Genomic DNA, 21,209 nt, shown 5'->3' on the forward strand with positions numbered 1-21,209 from the left:
ATCCATGAAGACCGCCGGAGTGTGAGTAAAAAAATAACTGTTAATATCTACAATTCCCAAATTTTGTTCTTCATGGTGTAAACTATAAAAAGATACTTATCGGTTCAACAATTTGAACGGGAGATGGTATGATCGACATCGATGGAAAATGATATTTTACAAATGCTTAGAGATGGTGAGAGTGTAGAAAATGTTGACCGTAGCTCTGGAATTAATAGTAAAAGCTCTGAAATTAAGAACCAGAGCTCCGAAACTAAGGACCGGAGCTCCGAAACTAAGGATAATAAAAAACAATCATTACAGCAAGCAGACTTGTGGCAAATATCAGAAATAGCAAGAAAAAGAGAACGACTTCCGCGAGATCAAATGGAGGGACTTATTATAACGCTATGTACTTATAGGAATTTTACCATAAAAGAGCTAAGTTCTTACCTTAATCGTCAACCGGACTCTTTAAGGGTTAGCTATATAAGAAAATTGGTAAAAGAGGGCAGACTGGAACCTGTCTATAAGATGGCACCTACTCATCCGAAACAAGCGTATCAAGCAAAGGCGGAATAATTTATACGACAGAAACCCTGCTCCGTAATTTGCTGGAAATTTGGAAGGGTAAAGAAAACTTACTTGAGTTTGAAGAGGCAGTCACCCCCTATATACATGAATAGATGTGCCAGACAGTAGAGTGTGTCTTCACGCTTTTAGATCAGGTAGTTGCGCAGGAAGGATGGCGTGTAGACAACTATAAAGATCATCGGATGGTTCAGTTCATGCACGGTCCTCATACCCTGACTTTTGCAGCTAAATTGATTAAAAAACAGCCATGAGCCCCTATGGTTATGGGGTTCCTGGCTGTTTCTATTTGTCACAAAGTTGTTGTGTAATTTATCCTTTCTTTACCTTCCCCAAAATTTTTTTGATGGCTCCGAGGGACAGACATTTCTTCCCAAAGTCAATGCCAAAAGCCTTGCCTGTGTCGGCTAGCACTTCATCGTAATAATCGAACAGATAATAGTTTCCCTCGATATGACTGCAGGCTGCTTTTCTCAGGTTTTCCATCAGCACGGGAATCGAATATTTTCCCTTCAGGCGTCGCACTAAGAGCCGGGCAATGACAAGTGAAACAAAGCAGGTTAGAAAATGGGATTCGATGTGTTTATGAGTGGAAAGATAGACGGGTTGGGTCTCCAGGTCAACAGATTGGTCATGATGACATTGGACTTTTCGAGAGATCAGCTGATGTGGCGTCTGTTGCGTATTGGTACCAAAAAGAACCTCATCAGATTTTTTCACTCTTGTTACCGCGAAGAGACCGGATACCAGGATAATAGTTCATTTATAATTCCGGGCGCTGTTTTATCTTATGGTCGACAACTCGCTGATGTCTGTTTTGCCGAAGCGATCCGGTAACTGCTTGAACTGTTTCAAGAAACATTCGAAGATGAGCATGTTCTGTCTGAAAAAGCCATGGGTCTGATCATCCAGCAATTTCCACCCAAGCTGTCCGTTATCTGCCGCAAACAATTGGAAAAAGTAGCTGCTTGAGTAATTTATTCAGGAAAACTGCAGAAGTATCAAGATATTAAAGGATTTTTTGCCTTTAAAGTTTTTGATCCTTATGATAAAAATGATCCGTTTCCCATCTTTAAAGAGGGCAAAACGGATCATTTTAATAAAATATAACGAATCGATGACTTGTATTAAAAAAGAAATTCGCTCTTGTTTGTCAGTTCTGCTGAGCGGTGGGACGGACGATAACTTCGTTAATGGCTACTTCATCTGGTTGGCTTATCGCATAAGCCACTGCTTCTGCAATGGCTTCAGGTTTTATGCCACGGAGTTTCTCTTTTTCTTCGACTTGTTTTTTTATTGTCGGATCGGTTATTGTGCCTGGCAACTCCGTTTGCACTGCTCCTGGTGAAATATTGGTCACACGGATTCCGCTGTATGGAGATTCTTCGAGCCGCAGTCCTTCGGCAATAGCCCTGACGGCAAATTTTGTTGCGCTGTACACGGCCCATCCGCCTGGATTTACAGCATATCCCGCTACAGAGCCCGTATTGATAATATGACCTGACTTCTGCTGCCGCATAATCGGGAGTACACCTGCAATTCCATAAAGGACGCCTTTGATGTTCACATCAATCATACTTTCCCATTCATCGATTTATAAATCACGGAGCGGGGAAAGGGGCATCAGGCCGGCATTATTGTAGAGCACATCTACACGTTGATATTTTTTGAATGCCAGATTGATGAGAGCCTGCACATCCTCCTTTTTTGTTACATCCGTTTTTTGATAATCAGCTTTTCCTCCATCATTACGAATTTCAGCAACCAGGGTTTTGAGCTTCTCTGTCCTTCTTGCACCGAGAACGATTTTAGCACCTGCGTCAGCAAGTTTTCTGGCTGTCGCTTCTCCAATTCCGCTTGATGCACCGGTAATCACAATGACTTTATTCCTTATATTTTCCATTAATTCGTGCTCTCCCGTTCTATCGTCTATCTACCAGGTTTTAGCTTCTCATTTCATCATGATGAATTGTTGAAAATATATTTTCTATAACCATAAGTGTTGCTTGAATGTCCTGTTCAGAATGTCTTGTGCACAGATAAATTCTTCCTCGCTTCGGTGTGAATCTGATACCTTGTTCCAGAGATTCCCTGACAAAACGATCGTAGCGGTTGTTATCTAATTTAGTGAAACAATCCCTGAAATCTTCGATTGGATGATTGGTCCCAAATTCCAGAATACATACTGCCTCCAGGTTTGTGCAAAACAAGGGGATATCGTATTTCTTTCCCAAGAAGTTGATCCCATCAACAAGCAACTGACCAAGATTACGGAAATGAGTGTACGTATCTTTTTTATCGAGAACATTTAGTGTCGCCAGTGCAGCTGAGACAGAGATAGAATTACCGTTATATGTACCGGAAGCGTGTACGCCGCAATCCATGATTTCTTTTTTTCCTGCGACAAGGGATATAGGAAATCCGCCGGCAATTGCTTTGGCGAACACGGCAAGGTCAGGTGTAACATGAAAATAAGCCTGTGCACCTCCTGGAGCCAGTCTGAATCCAGTGATGACTTCATCGAAAATAAGCAGAATCTGATAGTCTTCAGTCAGCTTCCTTACCTCTTTCAAATAGCCTTTTTTCGGGAGAACAGGTCCTGAGTCAAGCATGACGGGTTCCATAATTACTGCGGCAATATCGCCACCATAGTTATTAAAAATAGACTTAAGAGCATCAATATCATTCCAGGGAGCAACGATGATATGATCGGCAGCAGAATTTAATTGGCCAAATGATTCCATCCTTTTCCAAGGGTGATTTCTTGGACCAAGCTCTTCGATGACCGTTGCATCTGTGCTGATCCTTTCTTCATCGGACCAGCCGTGATATTGACCCTCAAACTTTACAATTTTTGATTTTCCGGTAAATCCCCTGGCCAAACGGAACGCCAACATATTTGCTTCAGTTCCTGTATTTTGAAAAATAATTTTTTCAGCACAGGGAATCATTTCAACGAGTTTTTTCGACAGGGTCAGTAGGTCGTGAGTTGGTGAGGCAAATTGCGTGCCACTCTCCATTTGTTTTTGGACGGCCATGGTGATTTCATCCGGGCTATAGCCTAGAATGAGTGGCCCCATTCCACCCAAGTAATCAATATATTCATTTCCATCAACATCGTAGAGATGCGACCCTTTTCCGGATTGAAAACAAATGGGATAATTTTGATCTACGGGTTTGTGAAACGAGCTTGCTACTCCGTCTACCAAGTATTGACTAAGCTCTTGATATAACTTCTTTGATTTTTCAGTATTTTTATTTATGTTACTCACATACAGTCCCCCCCCCGGGGTGCAGATCATTAAGGGATCAGTTTATTTGACTTCCTCCAGATTTTCCGGATGCATAACCCGTTCAATGAAACTTTTTGTCCGTTCATGTTTCGGATGATAAAAGAGATTTTTTGGATGTTCTTCCTCGACGATAACCCCCTTGTCCATGAAAATAATGCGATCTCCAACTTCCTCAGCAAAGTGCATTTCATGAGTCACAAGTACCATAGTCATGCCTTCATCTGCCAGCTCGCGAATGACTTGTAGTACCTCGCCGACAAGCTCCGGATCAAGAGCGGATGTGGCTTCATCAAACAGCATCATTTTGGGTTCCATGGCAAGTGCCCGGGCAATGGCTACACGTTGTTTCTGTCCGCCTGATAACTGGCTTGGATAATGATTCATTCGTTCTCCGAGACCGACTTTCTTTAAATATAATTCCGCAGTTTTTCTGGCTGCTTCTTTTGATTTTCTGCGAATTTTTACTTGGGCTGCCATCACATTTTCTACAGCCGTCATCATCGGAAATAAATTGAAGCTCTGAAAAACCATTCCAATCTCTGTACGGAGTCTGGCGATTCGCTTCTCATTATATTTTCCATTGCTGTCTTTGAAGGTCTGCCCTTCAATTTTAATCGTACCTGATGTTGGCAATTCAAGACAGTTGAGACAACGGAGCAGCGTTGATTTTCCAGAACCGGAAGGACCGATAATGACTATTTTTTCACCTTGTTTAACTGAAAAATTGATACCTTTCAAAATTTCATTTTTCCCAAAACTTTTATGAACATTGGAAACTTCAATCATAGCTTTAGGCATGTTTTGACAACCTCTTTTCTGTCAGACGCACCACTTGTGAGAGTGGAAGACTGATAATGAGATACGCGATGGCCAAAATGGTGTAGGATTCTATTGTTAGAAAGGTTTGTGAAGCATACGCCTGAGTGCGAAGCAGCAATTCATTGACTGTAATAAATGCTAGCAGTGAGGTATCCTTGATCATCATGACCAGGTAATTTCCAAAAACAGGAATACTGTTTCTGACTGCCTGCGGTATGACAATGGACCATAGAGCCTGTCGATGTGTATAGCCCAGTGCCAGTGCAGCTTCAGTTTGACCTTTGCTTATCGAGAGAATGGCTGCCCGCACAACTTCAGACAGATAACATCCATAATTAATGCCAAGGCCCAAAATACCTGCAAGAGTAGGATCAATATGGTATTGATAACCCGGGATCCAGAATTGAAACAAAATGGATATGAGTAATGGGACAACATAAAACATGTAAACGAGTTGTACCAGAAGTGGTGTTCCTCGAATAAGCTCCAGAATAACAACCAAAATACTCTTAAGAATCTTTGATTTCGACAAGCGTCCTGCTGCAATCAAAATACCAAGAAGGACAGCAAGGAGAAATCCACCGATTGTAGATTGTACAGCAATCCAGCCACCCTGAAGCAGTTCCGGTGTAAGTTCATTAAATGCCGTTCTGAAATCCAGATTATTTAATATATCCATAGATAGAATGCACCTCATTAATAAGGTTGTTAAAAATCAGAGTTATTACCCGGTACGCGGGCAATAACTCTCAGAAAAAAATCACAACGATTATTTTTCGTCTTCAACAGGAACAAAATAATCTTCAGGCATGCCATACTTCTTTAGCACCTTTTCGATGAATCCGTTCTCCTTCAGAATATCAAGCTGCTGATTGATTGCATTGACTAGTTTTGTATCGCTTTTTCTCGCAGCAGCACCAATTTTTCCAGCAGCCTGAGGCGTGTACGGAGAAAGAAGCTTAAGTTTCAGTGAAGGATCTGTCTTTAAGCTATATGCTGCAACGGCTCCGTCGGTAATAACAGCATCAACTTTTCCTGTATTGGCTGCCATCAGAAGATCAGCTTGAGAACCAAACACACTCAATTTTTTGATGTTTCCATCTTTATACAGCTTGTCAGCCAATTCATAGAATCCCGTACCTTTTTGAGCACCTACAGTTCTGGTCTTCAAATCACTCAGAGATTTGATCGGTGAATTTGTTGGAACAATAATAGCTTCGCCCTCCTTATACCATATGTTCGTAAATTTAGCTATTTTCTGTCTTTTAGGATTGATATACATAGCATCAGTAACAAGATCAATATTTTTATTATTCAATTCCAGAAGCAGATTTTCAAACTTCGTCTGTTTCATTTCTACCTTTGGAATGCCCAGTCTTTTGGCTATTTCGGTAATAATTTCAGCATCAATACCGCTGAATTTATGTGTTTTCTGGTCGATATAGGCAAATGGGGCATCATTCGAAGAACCGACAACCAGTACACCTTTTTCTTTAGCAGCAGCCAGCGTATCCGTCGAATTGCCTTTGGAACTGCCTGATGAGCTCCCGGAACTGCTGCTTGAGTTACATCCTGCCAGAATGCCAGTGACTAAAATCAGTGCGAGAAAAGGTAGAAGTATTTTTTTCACATATATCAGCTCCTGAATTTTTTATGAAGTAGTATGAAGATGCAGAATGATTGCCAACTTTTTAAAATACTATCAGATTAGTTGCCCAAAGTAAATATAATAATCTGAATATTCGTTTTGCAAAAATTAACACGACCAAGATGTTCATTCAGAAATTATTTTACCTGAGTGATTCCTTCCTCAATAATATCCATACCCTTTTGCAGTTGTTCTGCCGTGATCGTCAGTGGTGACAGGAATCGGATGCAGTTTCCGTACATACCGGCATTTAGCAGGAGCAAGCCATGTTCATTTGCGTATTTAACAATTTTCCCCGTTCGGTCACTATCGGGTTCTTTTGTTTTCTTATCTTTAACGAATTCAATAGCGGCCATTGCACCAAGACGGCGTACGTCTCCGATAAAGGAATAGATACTGGCCCATTCTCTTGCTCTTTTTTCAAAAGCTGCTCCGATTTTTTCAGCCACATCTGTCAAATGCTCTTCATCAATAATCTTGATGACCTCCAGGGCGGCTGTACAGGATACCGGACTGCCGCAATAAGTACCACCCAGTGATCCCTTAATGTCGCAGGCATCTATTATTTCCGCTTTTCCGACTACGCCACTAAGCGGGAAACCAGCTGCAAGTGACTTGGAAACGGTCATTAAGTCCGGTGCCACATCGAAATGTTCGATCGCAAACAGTTTACCTGTACGGGCAAATCCGGCCTGAATCTCATCAGCAATAAATACGATGTCATGTTCGGTACAGAAATTACGGACAAATGTTACGAATCTCTTTGAAGGAATAATAAAACCGCCTTCTCCCTGAACGGGCTCCATAATGATGCAGGCTGTTGATTCCGGGGCGACGACGCTGACAAAGAAATTTTTGAACTTTTCAATGATTTTATCATCGTATTCAGCATCACTTAATCCTGCCGGTTTACGGTAATAGTAAGGAAAGGGCGCATGATAGGTTTCTGACGTGAAGGGGCCGAAGCCTAATTTATAAGGCTTGACCTTACTGGTCATGCTCATCGTAAGATTGGTCCGTCCATGGAAGGCTCGGTCAAATGATACGACGGCTTGACGGCCGGTATAACGGCGGGCTATTTTGACCGCATTTTCAACAGCTTCAGCTCCGGAGTTGAGTAACAACGCTTTTTTTGCAAAGGTTCCCGGAGTGATTTCGCACAATTTCTCGCACAATTCGATATAGGATGGATACATAATGACGTTAAAACCTGGATGGATGTAATCATCCAACTGCTTCTTAACCGCTGCTACAACTTTTGGATGACAGTGCCCTACGTTTTGAACACCGATAGCTCCTGCAAAATCGATAAATTCTCTGCCGTCAATATCTGTAATGATGGATCCTTTTGCTTTTGCTGCAATGTGACGGTTTCCGTTTCCAACTGCCCCAGCGACATAGCGCTCTCTCTTCGTTTGCCATTCCTCAGTCGAGATATCTTGAATTGTTCTAATTCCCATGAATCATCGCTCCTTTAATAGATATTTTGATTAATTTCTGGTATTATGTATAGTATCAAAATTCAAAAAACTTAGGTATCAGGAGCGAATGATGATTTGCTTAAAGTAACAGTTAATTCAAGAAATACACACAACTATATCTATCGACAGATTTATAAACAATTGAAGAAAGAGATTCTGATGCATCATTTTCTTCCGGATGAAAAATTACCATCAAAACGTGAGATGGCCGGGCGCTTGAATGTCAGCATAAACTCTGTAAATGGAGCTTATCAGCAACTGCTTGCAGAAGGATATATTTATTCTATTGAAAGAAGCGGATTTTATGTTGAGAAGCTGGACACCATCCCGTTGTCTGACAATACGTTGAACCCACTGGATCCAGATCTTACGGAAAAGGGTATACCGGATGAAGACTGGATTTCTTTCTCACATATGTCTGCGGATAAATCTCTTTTTCCGTATGACAGTTGGTTAAATTGTACACACAAAGCACTTAATTCCAGTAAAGCAGGACTGGTTGATAATTCCTCTCTTATATCGCAGGGGGTTTATTCAGTACGTCGTTCCATTTGCAGGCTGCTGTCGATTACTCGTGGGGTTAAATGTTACCCAGAACAAATTATTATCGGGGGTGGTACACAGTCTTTAATCCAGGTGCTTTGCCACATATTTCCGATAAATACGAAATATGCGATGGAAGAACCCGGATATAACAGGATCTATCAATTGTTGAAATTGATGCATCTTGACGTTTCAACTATCCAGCTTGATAACAAGGGCATTGATATCAGCAAAATCAAAAATAAAGATTTAAATGTTTTGTATATCACGCCCTCTCACCAGTTCCCGACGGGCATTATCATGCCGGTATCACGACGGATTCAGCTATTAAACTGGGCATCACAGGATGAAGATAGATATATTATTGAAGATGATTATGACAGTGAATTTAAGTATGAAACCAATGTCATTCCATCGCTCCAGGGTCTGGACACTTATGAAAAAGTTATTTATTTTGGTACGTTTTCAAAATCATTACTTCCCGGATTTAGGATCAGCTATATGATCCTGCCCCAAAAGCTGTTAAAAAAATACAGAAAGACACAAAACTTTTTACTGCAGACAAGCAGTGTTCTGACTCAAATGACTTTGAGACAATTTATTGATTCGGGAGAATATCAGAAACATATAAAGAAAATGAAACAAGTTTACTCAGAACGGAGGATCAAACTGATCAAGACATTAAACAAAAAATTTGGTGATAACATAAAAATACATGGAGAAAATGCCGGTCTCCATTTTCTGACTACCTTTGATACCAGAAAAACCATAGATGAAGTTATGAAAAGGGCACAGGAGGAGAAAATTGAATTATACAGCATTCGCCGGTGCCGTCTGAATCCGAAAATACCTGTTAAAAAACAGTTTATCATAGGATTTGCCGATCTGTCGGCAGAGAGAATCGAGGAAGGTGTTGAGCGTCTCTATCGGGCGATGATGGAATAGGTTCGACGAATGAGCAGGATCTTCTGAGGTGGGGATGAACACAGGTGCTTTCTGCTTTCAATGTATTAGCTGAAACAGTAAGTACAAGCCTCAGAAATGATATGATAGTAAACGAGCATCTGCCTGCAAAAAGAAGCCTGGTGAATCAGCGTGAATCAGCCATATTCAGAACTGTTCACGAGGCTTTGCTGTTTAATCAGATGTTTTCTCCGCACATGGCCTTTTAACTTTTTGACGTTAGCCATTTCATAAGAATTTTTACGTAAACTGTCAATGGCTTTCTTGGACTTTTACTTTGTCGGTTCACTTTCATGATAAGTTTATATGCTGGTTTTTCGATCTTAATGGTATACATTGTTCATTAATCATCTTTGCCGAAAATCTCGTCGTAAGAATACTTTTTAGCATTACCTTTTTCAGATTCTTTTAAAGCCTGTTCTTCCTCTTTAGTCAAGATCTCGTCCTCGTAAGGAAGCAGTGATTTTCTATATTCGTTCAATTGTTTACGAAATCCCTTAGCCTGTTCATCCGTCAAATCTAAAATATCTTGAATCAACATTTCCTTTTCAGTAGGTTGACGAATAGTCATTTCAACACTCTCTTTTTTCTTAGTGTACTTAACTCTATACGCCTTTTCAACATCAATTTCAATGGAGGAAAGCTAAGCTGCTTGTACTGTTCTGGGTAAGGAACTTTAGGCTGTGCCTGCGACTTATCCATCGGAAAGTTTTTCCTTTCAGTCATTCTGTCCGGATGTGTAGAGGATGTTCTGGCCGTTGTTATATATGAATTCGGAATTGTTTAAAATGGTGCTGTTCTTCAAGTGAATGATCTCATGAATCAGTTGCCGGACGTAGCCATTACAATGAATGTAAGGAATAAAAATAGAATAAAGTGTATAAAATATTGTAGTTTCACTTGTTTCCATTGTTTCTTTAGTTTCTGATATGATAAAATGGAAGTGAAGAGAGGGGTGACAAATATGGCGAAAGAAATCAGTGCAGTACTTGATCGTGTTATAAATTCTTCTGCAGAAGACAGGGAGAATCTTTATTCTTCTCAGCCCGTACATGATTATATGAAACTTTGTAAGATCATTAGAGAGCTGGATACCCTAAAAAGACAGTATTTCAATAGGCTTTCTGATGTTGAAAAAGATGAAGTATTTAATAAACAGCTGGCTGATGAAAACATTCCCAGATTCCTTCCTGTCAGAGATGTTGCTATGATGCTGGATATTTCTCCTCAAATGGTCAGAAGATATTGCGCTGATGGTCATATTAAAGCTCACCAAAGATTCAAAAATCATGGTAATTGGCTGATCGAAGCCTCACAATTTGCAGGACATCCAAACTGGAATAGATATGTTACACAGAGAAAAGTTGACAATGAAAAAAATATAAAAATGGCTGAAGTAATGCTTGACGGGCTGGAAGAGAAGTAAGCTGAGCAGGATGGACGGGCCACAGATGAGTGAAGTGAAATTATACACCCTGGATACCGATGTATTTAGGCATATGGCAAGTAGAAATTCTGCTCAGCAATATAAAAGGGCCAACAGGCGATTTTGGTGGCTGATTTTATCAGAAGTTAAAGATTATCGGGCCAATCTCCTCACACCAAAACAAGTTAGATATGAGTTAGAAGTTCAATTCTATAATTTGCCTAATCGTGAAACAGAAATGATTAGACGTTTGTTGAAAAATACTGTTACTTCTGTAGATAAATGTAACAGAGAAATAGAACATACCATTAGATTGATGGAATCCTTTGTTAAAGCACATTATAGTGAGGATATTAGCACTGAACTCCCTCAATACAAAATTGAATATGGAGGGATTAACGATGCCAATATTCTATATTCCGCCTGGCGTGAAGATAGTATTCTCGTCACCGCAAATATTAAGGACTTTCTTTTTTATGTGTTCCTATTTGAATACGATGAAGATAGATTATATGATCTACTAAGAGGAGAATTTGTCCACATATCCAATACGTTAATACATAAAATATTAAATGATGAAGAATTTAAACACTTATATTCAAATTTTAAATACTTAGCCAAAGATTAGTAATATAAAAACAGTATTTTTTCACGGCCCGCCAATATGGGCGCTTTTTTATGTTGGAAAAGGGACTACAGCCGAGTTTCCCAGTATATTTTTAAATGAGAGGAATTAGGCTTTTACTCCGGTCACTATGAAGATAGAACCTGAATTCCTGTGCTTTTATACCAAGGTTCTGATAATCCCTGATATTAAGGCATCTTTGGCAAATAGTAACCAGCATAATTATACCAATGGGAAAAAGACCATTGTATTAGAAATCCTTTTCTGATGCGCTTTTTGTACTTCCTGGTATAATTTTCCGGGAATGCAGGATAGAAGTGAAAATAAGAAAGATCAATTCCAGCAATTTCTCATTTATTATACCGTTCTTAAACTTTATCAAATATAATCTGAATAACTCAAGAGTATCTATAATAAAAAAGAGATGAGGTATCCAGTTAATCATTTAATTCCCAGGGGTATTTGGGCGGGCAGGTTATCCGGACGTGATTAATCAACCTGACTGTTCGGATGATCGACAATGCTTTTGGTACGCCAGTGTTCACGGTTTCCGCGTTGATGTGCATTCATACGGATGCCCTTGCATAGAGTTGCAAAGCAGCCAGAAAAAGCTTTATACGCCGCAATCTTTCAGTTTTCATTTGCGCGCTGGATAATCGGTGACGCTTGACAAATTTGTTGCCGTGACAATGAGCAGGGATTACGACGTACCACGACTGCTGCCTATATCAAGAGAACTACTCAAACAGGAACGGATCAGTCAGTGGATACGAAGAATTGAGGAAAGAGCATATGTTTAAAAATTGTTGCAAACGCTTTCCACCTATGATATACTCAAATTGTTGAATAAATAGGATTGTTACTGTGTTTTGCGAGACACAGGCAAAACCTGAAGAGATACCTGATTCACTCGCTATGTATAGCGAGACTATGGTATAGCTTTGGGTTATTTTTATAGGTGCTGATCAGAAAAAAGGCGGAGATCACAGATGCGAATCAAAAAAATTTATAATAACAACGTTCTTCTCGCTGAAAATGATAAGCATGTTGAAAAAGTTGTGATGGGAAGAGGGATCGCTTTTAAGAAAAGAGCGGACGAGGAGGTAGATACATCTAAAATTGAAAAAACTTTTATTCTGGAAAAGAATGAATGGTCTCGTACCTTTGAGCAACTTCTAAATGAGATCCCCGCCGGGTATTTTGAAATTGCTGATGAGATCATTCGATATGCGCAATCCGCTCTTGGCGCGCAGTTTAGTAAGTATATCTATCTGACGTTGACTGATCATATCAGTTTTGCATTGAGACGACACAGGGAACATATTGACATGAGAAATGCTCTGATCTGGGAAATTAAGAAATTCTATAAAGATGAATTTGCAGCAGGAGTTACTGCACTGGATATTATTAAGCGTCGGACGGGAGAACAGCTACCTGAAGATGAGGCGGGATTCATTGCTCTGCACTTTGTCAATGCACAGATCGAAGGGCAGAGGATGCAGCAAACAATGGAAATGACTGGCATCACCAATGATATTTTAAACATTGTCAAATATTATTTTCATACAGAGTTAGATGAAAATAGTTTAAATTACGAGCGCTTTGTAACGCATCTTCGTTTTTTTAATCAGCGACTGTTTCATAGAGAACAGATTCAATCAGACGGTGATGATTTTCTGCATGAACAGGTTAAAAAGAAGTATCCGGATGCATATAGTTGCACGAATCGCATAAAAGCCTATTTTAAAAGGTCATTTGATTTTGATATCTCCATTGATGAACAGATCTATTTAACCATTCATATTCATCGAGTAACAGACAGGAGAAAACGATTGGAATCAAAAACATAATGTCCTTCTATAAAAGAATGAATTTTGGGATTGTTACTGGTAAGGCAGGCAAAACCCGGGTTATTTGCAGACCATGAATCTGCATTAATCTGGGTTTTTCTTTTTTCTATAGATGAAATGATCAACAAGGGAGGCATAACAATGGACTTTAGAAAAACAGGGGAAGAAATTCTTCAAGCTGTTGGTGGTGAAAAAAATGTCAAATCGCTCATCCATTGTGCAACGAGACTTCGCTTCAAACTAAAAAATACATCTAAGGTAAAGAAAGATGAGGTTGAGCAAATTGAAGGCGTGATCACCGTTGTTGAAAGCGGCGGACAGTTTCAAGTTGTTATCGGTAACTCAGTAGGAAAAGTTTTTGATGCTATTATGGAGAATTCACATTTGGGTGATGAATCTACCGGTCATGAATTGAGTGAAAACGATGACAAAGAAAATATTTTTGGAAAAGCAATAGACATTATTTCTGGGATATTTACTCCGTTCCTCGGTGCACTGGCTGGTGCTGGTATTCTGAAAGGACTGCTTGCGTTGTTTGTTGCGGTCGGCTGGATGTCTTCCACAAGCGGAACCTATCAAATCTGGTATGCAGCGAGTGACAGTGTTTTCTACTTTCTGCCAATTCTTCTTGCATTTACTTCGGCTAAACAGTTCAAAGCTAATCAATTTGTAGCCGTTGTCATGGCAGGTGCACTGATTTATCCAAATCTGGTTGCACTGGCAGGAAAAGGTGAAGGGCTGACCTTCTTCGGTATTCCGGTTGTTTTGATGAATTATGCATCAACGGTTATTCCGATTATTCTGGCCGTCTGGATCCTGTCACTATTGGAGCCCTTACTGAATCGATTGATTCATGAAAGCCTGAGAAATATTCTGACTCCGATGTTTTCGTTGATGATAATGGTGCCTCTTACTTTGATTGTTGTTGGTCCACTTGGAACATATGCCAGTGATGGATTGGCACTCGGCTATTCCTGGCTTTATGAATTAGCCCCGCTTGTAGCCGGATTAATCATGGGCGCACTGTGGCAGGTATTCGTAATCTTCGGCGTTCACTGGGGCTTTGTCCCACTTATGATGAATGATCTGGCAAAAATAGGACATGATACACTTCTTCCTTTACTGGCTCCTGCAGTTCTGTCTCAGGCAGGTGCAGCCCTGGGTATTTTCCTGAAGACAAGGGACATGAAGCTAAAATCCCTCTCTGGATCTGCCTCTCTTACTGCACTTTTTGGTATAACGGAACCGGCAATTTACGGTGTTACCCTGAAATACAAACGGCCTTTCATCTGTGCTGTGATATCCGGTGGTATTGGTGGCGCTATCGCAGGAGCGGCTCATGCACGAGCTATGTCCTTTACGATGCCCGGTCTGCTTGCACTGCCAACGTATCTGGGATCAGGCTTTACAGGCATATTAATCGGTGTTCTGATTTCCTTTATTCTTGCTGCCGTTCTGACATACTTTGTTGGTTTTAAGGATCATTCAGTTGATTCAAGGATAACGGACATACAACGTGGTGACGGCGAAACGTTGATTAAGAAAGAAGTAGTTGGCAGTCCGCTGAAGGGTAAAGCTATACCATTGAATGAAGTGAACGATCGTGCTTTTGCATCTGGTGCACTGGGAAAAGGAATTGCTGTCGTACCTGACGAAGGTGTACTTGAGGCTCCTGTTTCGGGTATTGTCAGTGCTGTTTATCCGACCGGACATGCGATTGGTCTGACGTCAGATGGAGGCGCTGAAATTCTGATTCATATCGGTATAGATACGGTTCGCTTAAATGGCAAGTATTTTACCGTAAAAGTCAAACAGGGGGATCATGTTGACTTGGGACAGGTGCTCGTGACCTTTGATCTTGGGAAAATCCAACAAGAAGGTTATGATGTCACCACTTCTGTCATAGTGACAAATAGTAAAGATTATCTGGATGTGATCGGTGCGGACAAAGCATCCGTTATCCAAAAAGAACCGTTAATGACATTGGTTATTTGATGCACTTATAAAGGAGGAAAACATTCATGTCTGATTACAGAAATTTAATACCAAAAGACTTTCTATGGGGAGGTGCAATTGCAGCTAACCAGGTAGAAGGCGCTTTTGATACAGGAGGAAAAGGACTCTCAGTAGATGACGTTGTTGCTTATATAAAACCGGATCAACAGGCCAAAATGAAAATGAAGAGCCCAAATCATGCTCAGATTGAAGCAGCAAAGGCGGGGATATCTGAGGATCGTTATCCAAAGCGCTGGGGAATTGATTTTTATAATCGCTATAAGGAAGATATCCAACTATTTGATGAAATGGGTTTTAAGGTGCTCAGGGTCTCTATCGCTTGGAGCAGAATTTTCCCTCAGGGGGATGAACAGCAGCCAAATGAGGAAGGCCTGCAATTCTATGATCGCTTGTTTGCTGAACTGCATGCTCACGGTATAGAGCCTGTGGTCACTCTTTCGCATTATGAAATCCCGCTGGGACTTGCGGAAAAATATAACGGCTGGACTGATCGGCGTGTGATTGACTGCTTTGTTCGCTATGCCCGTACCGTTTTCCAAAGATATAAAAACAAAGTCAGATACTGGATAACTTTTAACGAAATAAATGGCATTTTGATGGGACCTTTCATAGCAGGTGGAATTATTGTAGATAAACAGACAAATGACGAATTGCTGCAGGAAACCTATCAGGCGGCCCACCATCAATTTGTGGCCAGTGCTCTGGCTGTGAAAGCCTGTCATGAACTGTGTCCTGATGCCAAAATTGGCTGCATGATCGCCGGAGTATCTGTTTATCCGAAAACGTGCCGACCGGATGATGTACTTGCAGCACTGAACGAGGAACGACGAACTTTATTCTTTACAGACGTTCAGGCACGTGGTTATTATCCTGCTTATATAAAAAGGTACTTTTCAGAACATCAGATTCATATTCAGAAAGAGAAGGAAGATGACCGGATACTAAAAGAGAACATTGTTGATTTTGTCTCATTTAGCTACTATATGTCCTCAATTGCCCAGGCCAGCCAAGGAGAACTGCCACCTGGTAAGCTGTTCAGTGAAATAAAGAACCCCTATTTAGAAGCATCTGACTGGGGCTGGCAGATTGATCCGAAAGGCCTGCGCTATCTGTTGAATATTCTGTACGATCGATATCAGAAACCATTATTCATTGTTGAAAATGGTCTGGGTGCAAAGGATGAAGTTGAATCGGATGGCAGCATTAATGATGATTATCGTATTGATTATCTCCGTGCACACATCCAGCAATTCAAAGAAGCTATTGCTGATGGGGTCGACCTGATGGGCTATACGACCTGGGGACCGATTGATCTGATTAGTGCGACTACCTCCGAAATGTCAAAACGCTATGGATTTATCTATGTTGATCAGGACAATATGGGTAATGGAACGCTCCGGCGTCTCCGTAAAAAGAGTTTCTACTGGTATAAGAAGGTTATTGCCAGCAATGGCGAAGAACTGGATTAATCAATGACATTCAAGCTTTCGAATGATGATAGTAAAAAGAAAGACTCGAGAACTGATTTAAACAGATCTCGAGTCTTTCTTTACTTTCTTCTTATCTTATGAGCTATCATTTTGCCTAACATAACTGCAATGTGAGTGTTAGGGTAATATATTTCCTGTTGCCAGACCCAGAACCATCTAATCCATGGTAATTTCCAGTTTTGGCCAGATTTCACCTGTATTCAGTTCCGCCAGCCTGATGAGAAGCAGAGCCAGCCGGTTCAGCAAAACGTGCGTCATAATCCGACCCTTGATCCGATGGGATACGTATTTATGTTAGCCTTATAATACACCTTTTATGGGATATCCCTTTTTCTCTAAAGAGGATCATACACGTGACGATATTGGCAGGACTGGCTGAATAAATCACCTCCTCCGGTCGAGTCCTCTTTATGAAACAGTATCGCAGCGTATGCTCTTTTTCAATGGATTGAAACATTAATAGATAATGTCCTGAGTTTCTGCACTTTTCTTTTCCAGATGATAGGTGCCCGCCTTCAGTTTTCCGTCTTCCCCGCCGGCAGGATAGCTGACGGTTACGGTAATGGTATCGTTATTCAGCGTGATGACGGCTTTTCCATTTTTGGGTTCACCGATCGCATCCATCGCCGCCGTATAACTTTTTGAGGTAAAGTCTGCTTTCGCTTTCCCGTTTTTATCGAATAGAACGTACATGTCACCGGTCGTTGTGGCCTCGTCTCCGAACATGGCGTTAATATTGACCGTTGCAGGCATCCCTTCCGAAAAGGTGAGGTTCACTGCAACCTGCTCCACGGGACCAACAGACTGTGCCCAGTTTCCCTGATAACTGCTGAAGGATGGCTGAGCTGCGATCAGCTTCTGTTTATTATTTACCTCGTCAAGACTCCGGTAATCAGGACTGTCCATCAGGTAGTCTGGTATGGGCAGGGAGACGAATCCCGCTGCATAAGGAGCGACTGCATAAGGTGGAAACAGAAAGTCCATGCCTTCTTTTGTCCAGTAGTAGCTGGTAATATCGTCCGGACCGAAAGATTTTGAATCGTACAGGCGATACTTGTCCGGGTGAGCTGCTAAATAGCTGATGGCAAAATGTCTGGCCTGACTGAGATATTTCTCTGATGAAAAATTATCTTCAAGCGGGACTTCTTTTCCCGTCTTGACGTTGAAATTAAACACGGTTCCCTGGGGATTTCCGTGGACACCACCGGTACCGATATCATTGATCAAGAGGAGACTGATTTTCTCCGAAGATAAATATTTTACTTCATAGTTCAGTGTCGAATAATACGGAGGCAATTCTGCACCGGCGTCTGGTTCAAATTCTTTCTTATCTTTTTCATATTGAGAAAGAATTTTGATCCGGTCAGAGTAGACTTTTCTTACATAAGTCTGGAGTTTCTGATTCATTTTCTCCTGGGCATTTCTGTTGACCATTCCGTCAATCTGCGGATATTCGAGGTCCTTTGTCCGATAATGATGTTTCTCAATACGCGGGTTTTCCTGTATGTCTTTCGGACCTGGTTTTTGATTCTGCTTCTGTTCGTAATCCTGCTCCTGCTTCTGTTCCTGAATGTGGTTCACACTCTCTCCGGACCAGTTCGTCCGGGCACAGCCTGCCACAGCGAGACTCAGTGCGAGTGTTAAAGCGATGAAAAGCTGCCTTTTCATAAACTGCCTCCGTGTACAAATGAATGGCTGAGAATGGGTCATCCAAGAAATGATAAGCTATGTATCTCATCTATTAATCCAGTAAAAGGTCGCTATCCATCATAGCATCATTTTAATTTCCTGTGCAAGTCGGCCAGGAGATGCCCTACTCGAATCATTCTTTGCACATTGTTTTGAAGGGGTCAAAGCAGTTAAAGTCCCCTGAATTTTTGAAAACTTAATAACTGGTTTTAGACCTTTAGTCACCGAAAGTACGGTCTGTTTCCGGTAAATCATGCAGATTTAATTTCATTTCTGTCGAAAGCGCATTCATCATTGGGCCTTTATACCAATTTCATTATTCTGTGAAGTTGGTAAAATGGAAATACAGAACTGAAAAACAGCTAAATACGGCTTTTTGAACATTGGAGCGTGGATTATGCACAGGAGACGGTTTTTAGCCATTGCTTTTATCCTGATATCAGGCTTAACGCTGGGAGGCTGCGGATTAATGATAAACAGCACGGATCATCCAGATACATCACAGCAGAAGGAGGAAGCAAGCAGTTCACCATATATGCCTGTCCAGGATTACATCGGACAAGGTTACTCATTCAAAAACGGTGAAGAAGAAGATGCCTTTGCGAAAACGCATAAAAATGAAATTGTGGAACAGGTGGATCGGTTTTTCAAAGAGAAATATCAGCTCGAAGTGACGACACATCATCTGGTAGGGGCGAAAAATGCAGTTGTAGCCTTTGTCGAATCGAGAGGTGAGCCGCACTTTCATACTTCAGTAATTGTTCCCGTGGATCTTGAGCATCAACAAGTAACAAGTGACGTTTGGGCGTATGAAGGAAAAGTAGAAGGGGCGATTATGACTGGTCTTTATGTGATGGCTTATGAGAAAGAGTTTAAAAGGCTGGATCAATTTGTCCAGTCCGTTGCGGAAAAATATCCGGTTACGGGCATGCGGGAAGAAGCTGTGACTTTTAAAGATTCGGGATATTCGACTCCATATTATTATATGAGTGCTTTTCATGATGCTTTTCTAGAGGCATATGAAGCTTACATGAACGATCATCAAATATCGAATGAATCTCTGCGAAAGTTAATAAAAAAAGTACCTTTTAATCCTGACAATTTAGGTATTGGTTTAACATTTTATATGGGAAAAAAACAGGTATCTGATAAACAAATGGCTGATAAAATTATTGACGCATTTAAGAAGTTTAAGGGAGTCGCACCGGCTAGTTATGCCATATTCATAAATAGCAATGAAATTCGGAAAACAACAGGTATGGCACGAAATAAAGTGGGAACGATTGTTGGGAAAACCGATATTATTAAAAAGCCATAGGGGTGAACTAAATCATGGGTGGTGTAAATGTAAAAGTTTCTGCAACGAGTGATCAGGACTTAGTACAACTCAGTGGTTATATTGTTTACCGACATCGTGATGATCTTTCAAGAGTTACATTCAATGGGAATCGTTACAAGATTCTGAATGCCGAATACGACGACCCCGCCCGCCACGGTCTTGATGCCATCACAGTCAAGGATTTGCAGACCGGCGACGTTTCCATCATTTACGAAGGCACGCAGTCTGAACAGAGCGACCTCGACCTTAAGACAGATATCGATCTTGTGAAATGACATTATGACAAACAGGACTATTAAGAAATGATAAAAAGCCTGGTATCGAAAGTGGTCGGCCGTAGTCCCTTAGTCACCAAAAGAACGTTCTGTTTCCGGTAAATCATGCAGATTTAATTTCATCTTTGTCGAAAGCGCATTCATAATTGGGCCTTTATACCAATTTCATTATTCTGTGAAGTTGATAAAATGGAAATACAGAACTGAAAAACAGCTAAATAAGGCTTTGTGAACATTGGAGCGTGGATTATGCACAGGAGACGGTTTTTAGTCACTGCTTTTATCCTGATATCAGGCTTAACGCTGGGAGGCTGCGGATTAATGATAAACAGCACGGATCATCCAGATACATCACAGCAGAAGGAAGAAGCAAGCAGTTCACCATATATGCCTGTCCAGGACTATATCGGACAAGGTTACTCGTTCAACAACGGCGAAGAAGAAGATGCCTTTGCGAAAACGCATAAAAATGAGATTGTGGAACAGGTGGATCGGTTTTTCAAAGAGAAATACCAGCTCGAAGTGACGACACATCATCTGGTAGGGGCGAAAAATGCAGTTGTAGCCTTTGTCGAATCGAAGGGTGAGCCGCACTTTCATACTTCAGTGATCGTTCCCGTGGATCTTGAGAATCAGCAGGTTACCGGTGACGTTTGGGCGTATGAAGGAGAAGTCGAAGGGGCGATTATGGCTGGGCTTTATGTGATGGCCTATGAAGAAGAGTTTAAACGTTTGGATCAATTTGTCCAGTCAATTACAGTAAAACATCCGGTAATAGGTAAACGGCAGAATGCAGTAAATAATACAGGCTCTGGCTATGTAACTTCCAATTATTATGTTAGTACTATGGACATTAATTTTCCCGAAGCGTATAAAGCATACATGAGTAATCAGCACATTTCAAAAGAAAATTTACGTCAGTTAATCGAGCAACAATCGTTTGATCCAAATGGAGTGTTGATTAGTTTAACTTTTTTTATGAAAGAAAAGCATGCCGCTCCTGATAAGAAAATTGCTGATTCCGTTATTGAACAATTCAAATCTATAAAAGGAATAGCTCCAGGAAATTATGGCGTATTTATAAATAGTAATGACATTCTGAAAAGGACGGGGACGGCAAAAAGTGAGGAAGGGACAACTCCTGCCATTGATGACATTATTATAAGGCCAGAGAAATGAGGT

General features: G+C 40.9%; 18 protein-coding genes and 1 pseudogene. 10 read left to right on the forward strand and 9 right to left on the reverse strand.

Annotation, left to right across the window (positions count from 1 at the left end):
* The first annotated feature begins 141 nt into the window (after positions 1–141).
* Positions 142–561 carry a hypothetical protein gene (locus tag ABNN70_RS05995; protein WP_353949095.1) on the forward strand — a complete coding sequence of 140 codons (420 nt, stop codon included), beginning with the start codon at positions 142–144 and terminating at the stop codon, positions 559–561.
* Between the two features lie 321 nt (positions 562–882).
* Here the strand turns inward: ABNN70_RS05995 and ABNN70_RS06000 are convergent, their stop codons facing one another.
* The 7 genes and pseudogenes from ABNN70_RS06000 to gabT all read right to left on the reverse strand — a co-directional run bounded on the left by ABNN70_RS06000 (position 883) and on the right by gabT (position 7,790).
* The gene (locus ABNN70_RS06000; RefSeq protein WP_353949096.1) at positions 883–1,290 is read right to left on the reverse strand and encodes a hypothetical protein; all 408 of its coding nucleotides are present in this window, start codon (positions 1,288–1,290) and stop codon (positions 883–885) included.
* A gap of 433 nt (positions 1,291–1,723) precedes the next feature.
* Positions 1,724–2,473 (reverse strand): annotated as a pseudogene (locus tag ABNN70_RS06005) (SDR family oxidoreductase).
* A 40-nt stretch (positions 2,474–2,513) separates the two neighbouring features.
* Positions 2,514–3,842 carry an aspartate aminotransferase family protein gene (locus tag ABNN70_RS06010; protein WP_353949097.1) on the reverse strand — a complete coding sequence of 443 codons (1,329 nt, stop codon included), beginning with the start codon at positions 3,840–3,842 and terminating at the stop codon, positions 2,514–2,516.
* Between the two features lie 42 nt (positions 3,843–3,884).
* Complete coding sequence (locus ABNN70_RS06015; protein WP_353949392.1) at positions 3,885–4,649, reverse strand: amino acid ABC transporter ATP-binding protein; 765 nt, start codon at positions 4,647–4,649, stop codon at positions 3,885–3,887.
* Between the two features lie 4 nt (positions 4,650–4,653).
* Positions 4,654–5,361 (reverse strand): amino acid ABC transporter permease, encoded by a 708-nt coding sequence (locus tag ABNN70_RS06020; RefSeq protein ID WP_353949098.1) that lies wholly within the window; start codon positions 5,359–5,361, stop codon positions 4,654–4,656.
* Between the two features lie 90 nt (positions 5,362–5,451).
* A complete protein-coding gene (locus tag ABNN70_RS06025) occupies positions 5,452–6,312 on the reverse strand; it encodes an ABC transporter substrate-binding protein (RefSeq protein ID WP_353949099.1) in 861 nt (286 codons plus the stop codon).
* A 155-nt stretch (positions 6,313–6,467) separates the two neighbouring features.
* Entirely contained in the window at positions 6,468–7,790 is a 1,323-nt protein-coding gene (gene gabT, locus ABNN70_RS06030) for a 4-aminobutyrate--2-oxoglutarate transaminase (RefSeq protein WP_353949100.1), read from the reverse strand.
* Positions 7,791–7,886: 96 nt separating this feature from the next.
* On the opposite strand from gabT, the gene ABNN70_RS06035 reads away from it, so the two are divergent.
* Positions 7,887–9,299, forward strand: a complete 1,413-nt coding sequence (locus ABNN70_RS06035; RefSeq protein ID WP_353949101.1) for a PLP-dependent aminotransferase family protein — start codon at positions 7,887–7,889, stop codon at positions 9,297–9,299.
* Between the two features lie 361 nt (positions 9,300–9,660).
* On the opposite strand, the gene ABNN70_RS06040 is transcribed toward ABNN70_RS06035, so the two are convergent.
* The gene (locus tag ABNN70_RS06040; protein WP_353949102.1) at positions 9,661–9,888 is read right to left on the reverse strand and encodes a hypothetical protein; all 228 of its coding nucleotides are present in this window, start codon (positions 9,886–9,888) and stop codon (positions 9,661–9,663) included.
* Positions 9,889–10,281: 393 nt separating this feature from the next.
* Here ABNN70_RS06040 and ABNN70_RS06045 point away from each other — a divergent pair, with 393 nt between their 5' ends.
* From ABNN70_RS06045 to ascB, 5 genes are all read left to right on the forward strand, one after another.
* Positions 10,282–10,743, forward strand: a complete 462-nt coding sequence (locus ABNN70_RS06045) for a helix-turn-helix domain-containing protein (protein WP_353949103.1) — start codon at positions 10,282–10,284, stop codon at positions 10,741–10,743.
* Between the two features lie 25 nt (positions 10,744–10,768).
* Positions 10,769–11,371, forward strand: coding sequence for a DUF4411 domain-containing protein (locus ABNN70_RS06050; protein ID WP_353949104.1), 603 nt, complete (start codon positions 10,769–10,771; stop codon positions 11,369–11,371).
* 986 nt (positions 11,372–12,357) lie between these two features.
* The gene (licT, locus tag ABNN70_RS06055) at positions 12,358–13,218 is read left to right on the forward strand and encodes a BglG family transcription antiterminator LicT (RefSeq protein WP_353949105.1); all 861 of its coding nucleotides are present in this window, start codon (positions 12,358–12,360) and stop codon (positions 13,216–13,218) included.
* Positions 13,219–13,359: 141 nt separating this feature from the next.
* Positions 13,360–15,213 (forward strand): beta-glucoside-specific PTS transporter subunit IIABC, encoded by a 1,854-nt coding sequence (locus tag ABNN70_RS06060; protein WP_353949106.1) that lies wholly within the window; start codon positions 13,360–13,362, stop codon positions 15,211–15,213.
* Positions 15,214–15,239: 26 nt separating this feature from the next.
* Entirely contained in the window at positions 15,240–16,703 is a 1,464-nt protein-coding gene (gene ascB, locus ABNN70_RS06065) for a 6-phospho-beta-glucosidase (protein WP_353949107.1), read from the forward strand.
* A 477-nt stretch (positions 16,704–17,180) separates the two neighbouring features.
* Here the strand turns inward: ascB and ABNN70_RS06070 are convergent, their stop codons facing one another.
* On the reverse strand, positions 17,181–18,392 hold the full coding sequence (locus tag ABNN70_RS06070; protein ID WP_353949108.1) for a DUF3298 and DUF4163 domain-containing protein: 1,212 nt from the start codon (positions 18,390–18,392) through the stop codon (positions 17,181–17,183).
* A gap of 490 nt (positions 18,393–18,882) precedes the next feature.
* On the opposite strand from ABNN70_RS06070, the gene ABNN70_RS06075 reads away from it, so the two are divergent.
* The 3 genes from ABNN70_RS06075 to ABNN70_RS06085 all read left to right on the forward strand — a co-directional run bounded on the left by ABNN70_RS06075 (position 18,883) and on the right by ABNN70_RS06085 (position 21,206).
* Entirely contained in the window at positions 18,883–19,731 is an 849-nt protein-coding gene (locus ABNN70_RS06075; RefSeq protein ID WP_353949109.1) for a DUF1672 family protein, read from the forward strand.
* A gap of 14 nt (positions 19,732–19,745) precedes the next feature.
* Entirely contained in the window at positions 19,746–20,027 is a 282-nt protein-coding gene (locus ABNN70_RS06080) for a hypothetical protein (protein ID WP_353949110.1), read from the forward strand.
* Between the two features lie 321 nt (positions 20,028–20,348).
* On the forward strand, positions 20,349–21,206 hold the full coding sequence (locus ABNN70_RS06085; RefSeq protein WP_165364320.1) for a DUF1672 family protein: 858 nt from the start codon (positions 20,349–20,351) through the stop codon (positions 21,204–21,206).
* Positions 21,207–21,209: the final 3 nt, after the last annotated feature.

This window comes from Sporolactobacillus sp. Y61, from assembly GCF_040529185.1.
In the GTDB taxonomy this organism is placed as follows: Bacteria; Bacillota; Bacilli; order Bacillales; family Sporolactobacillaceae; genus Sporolactobacillus.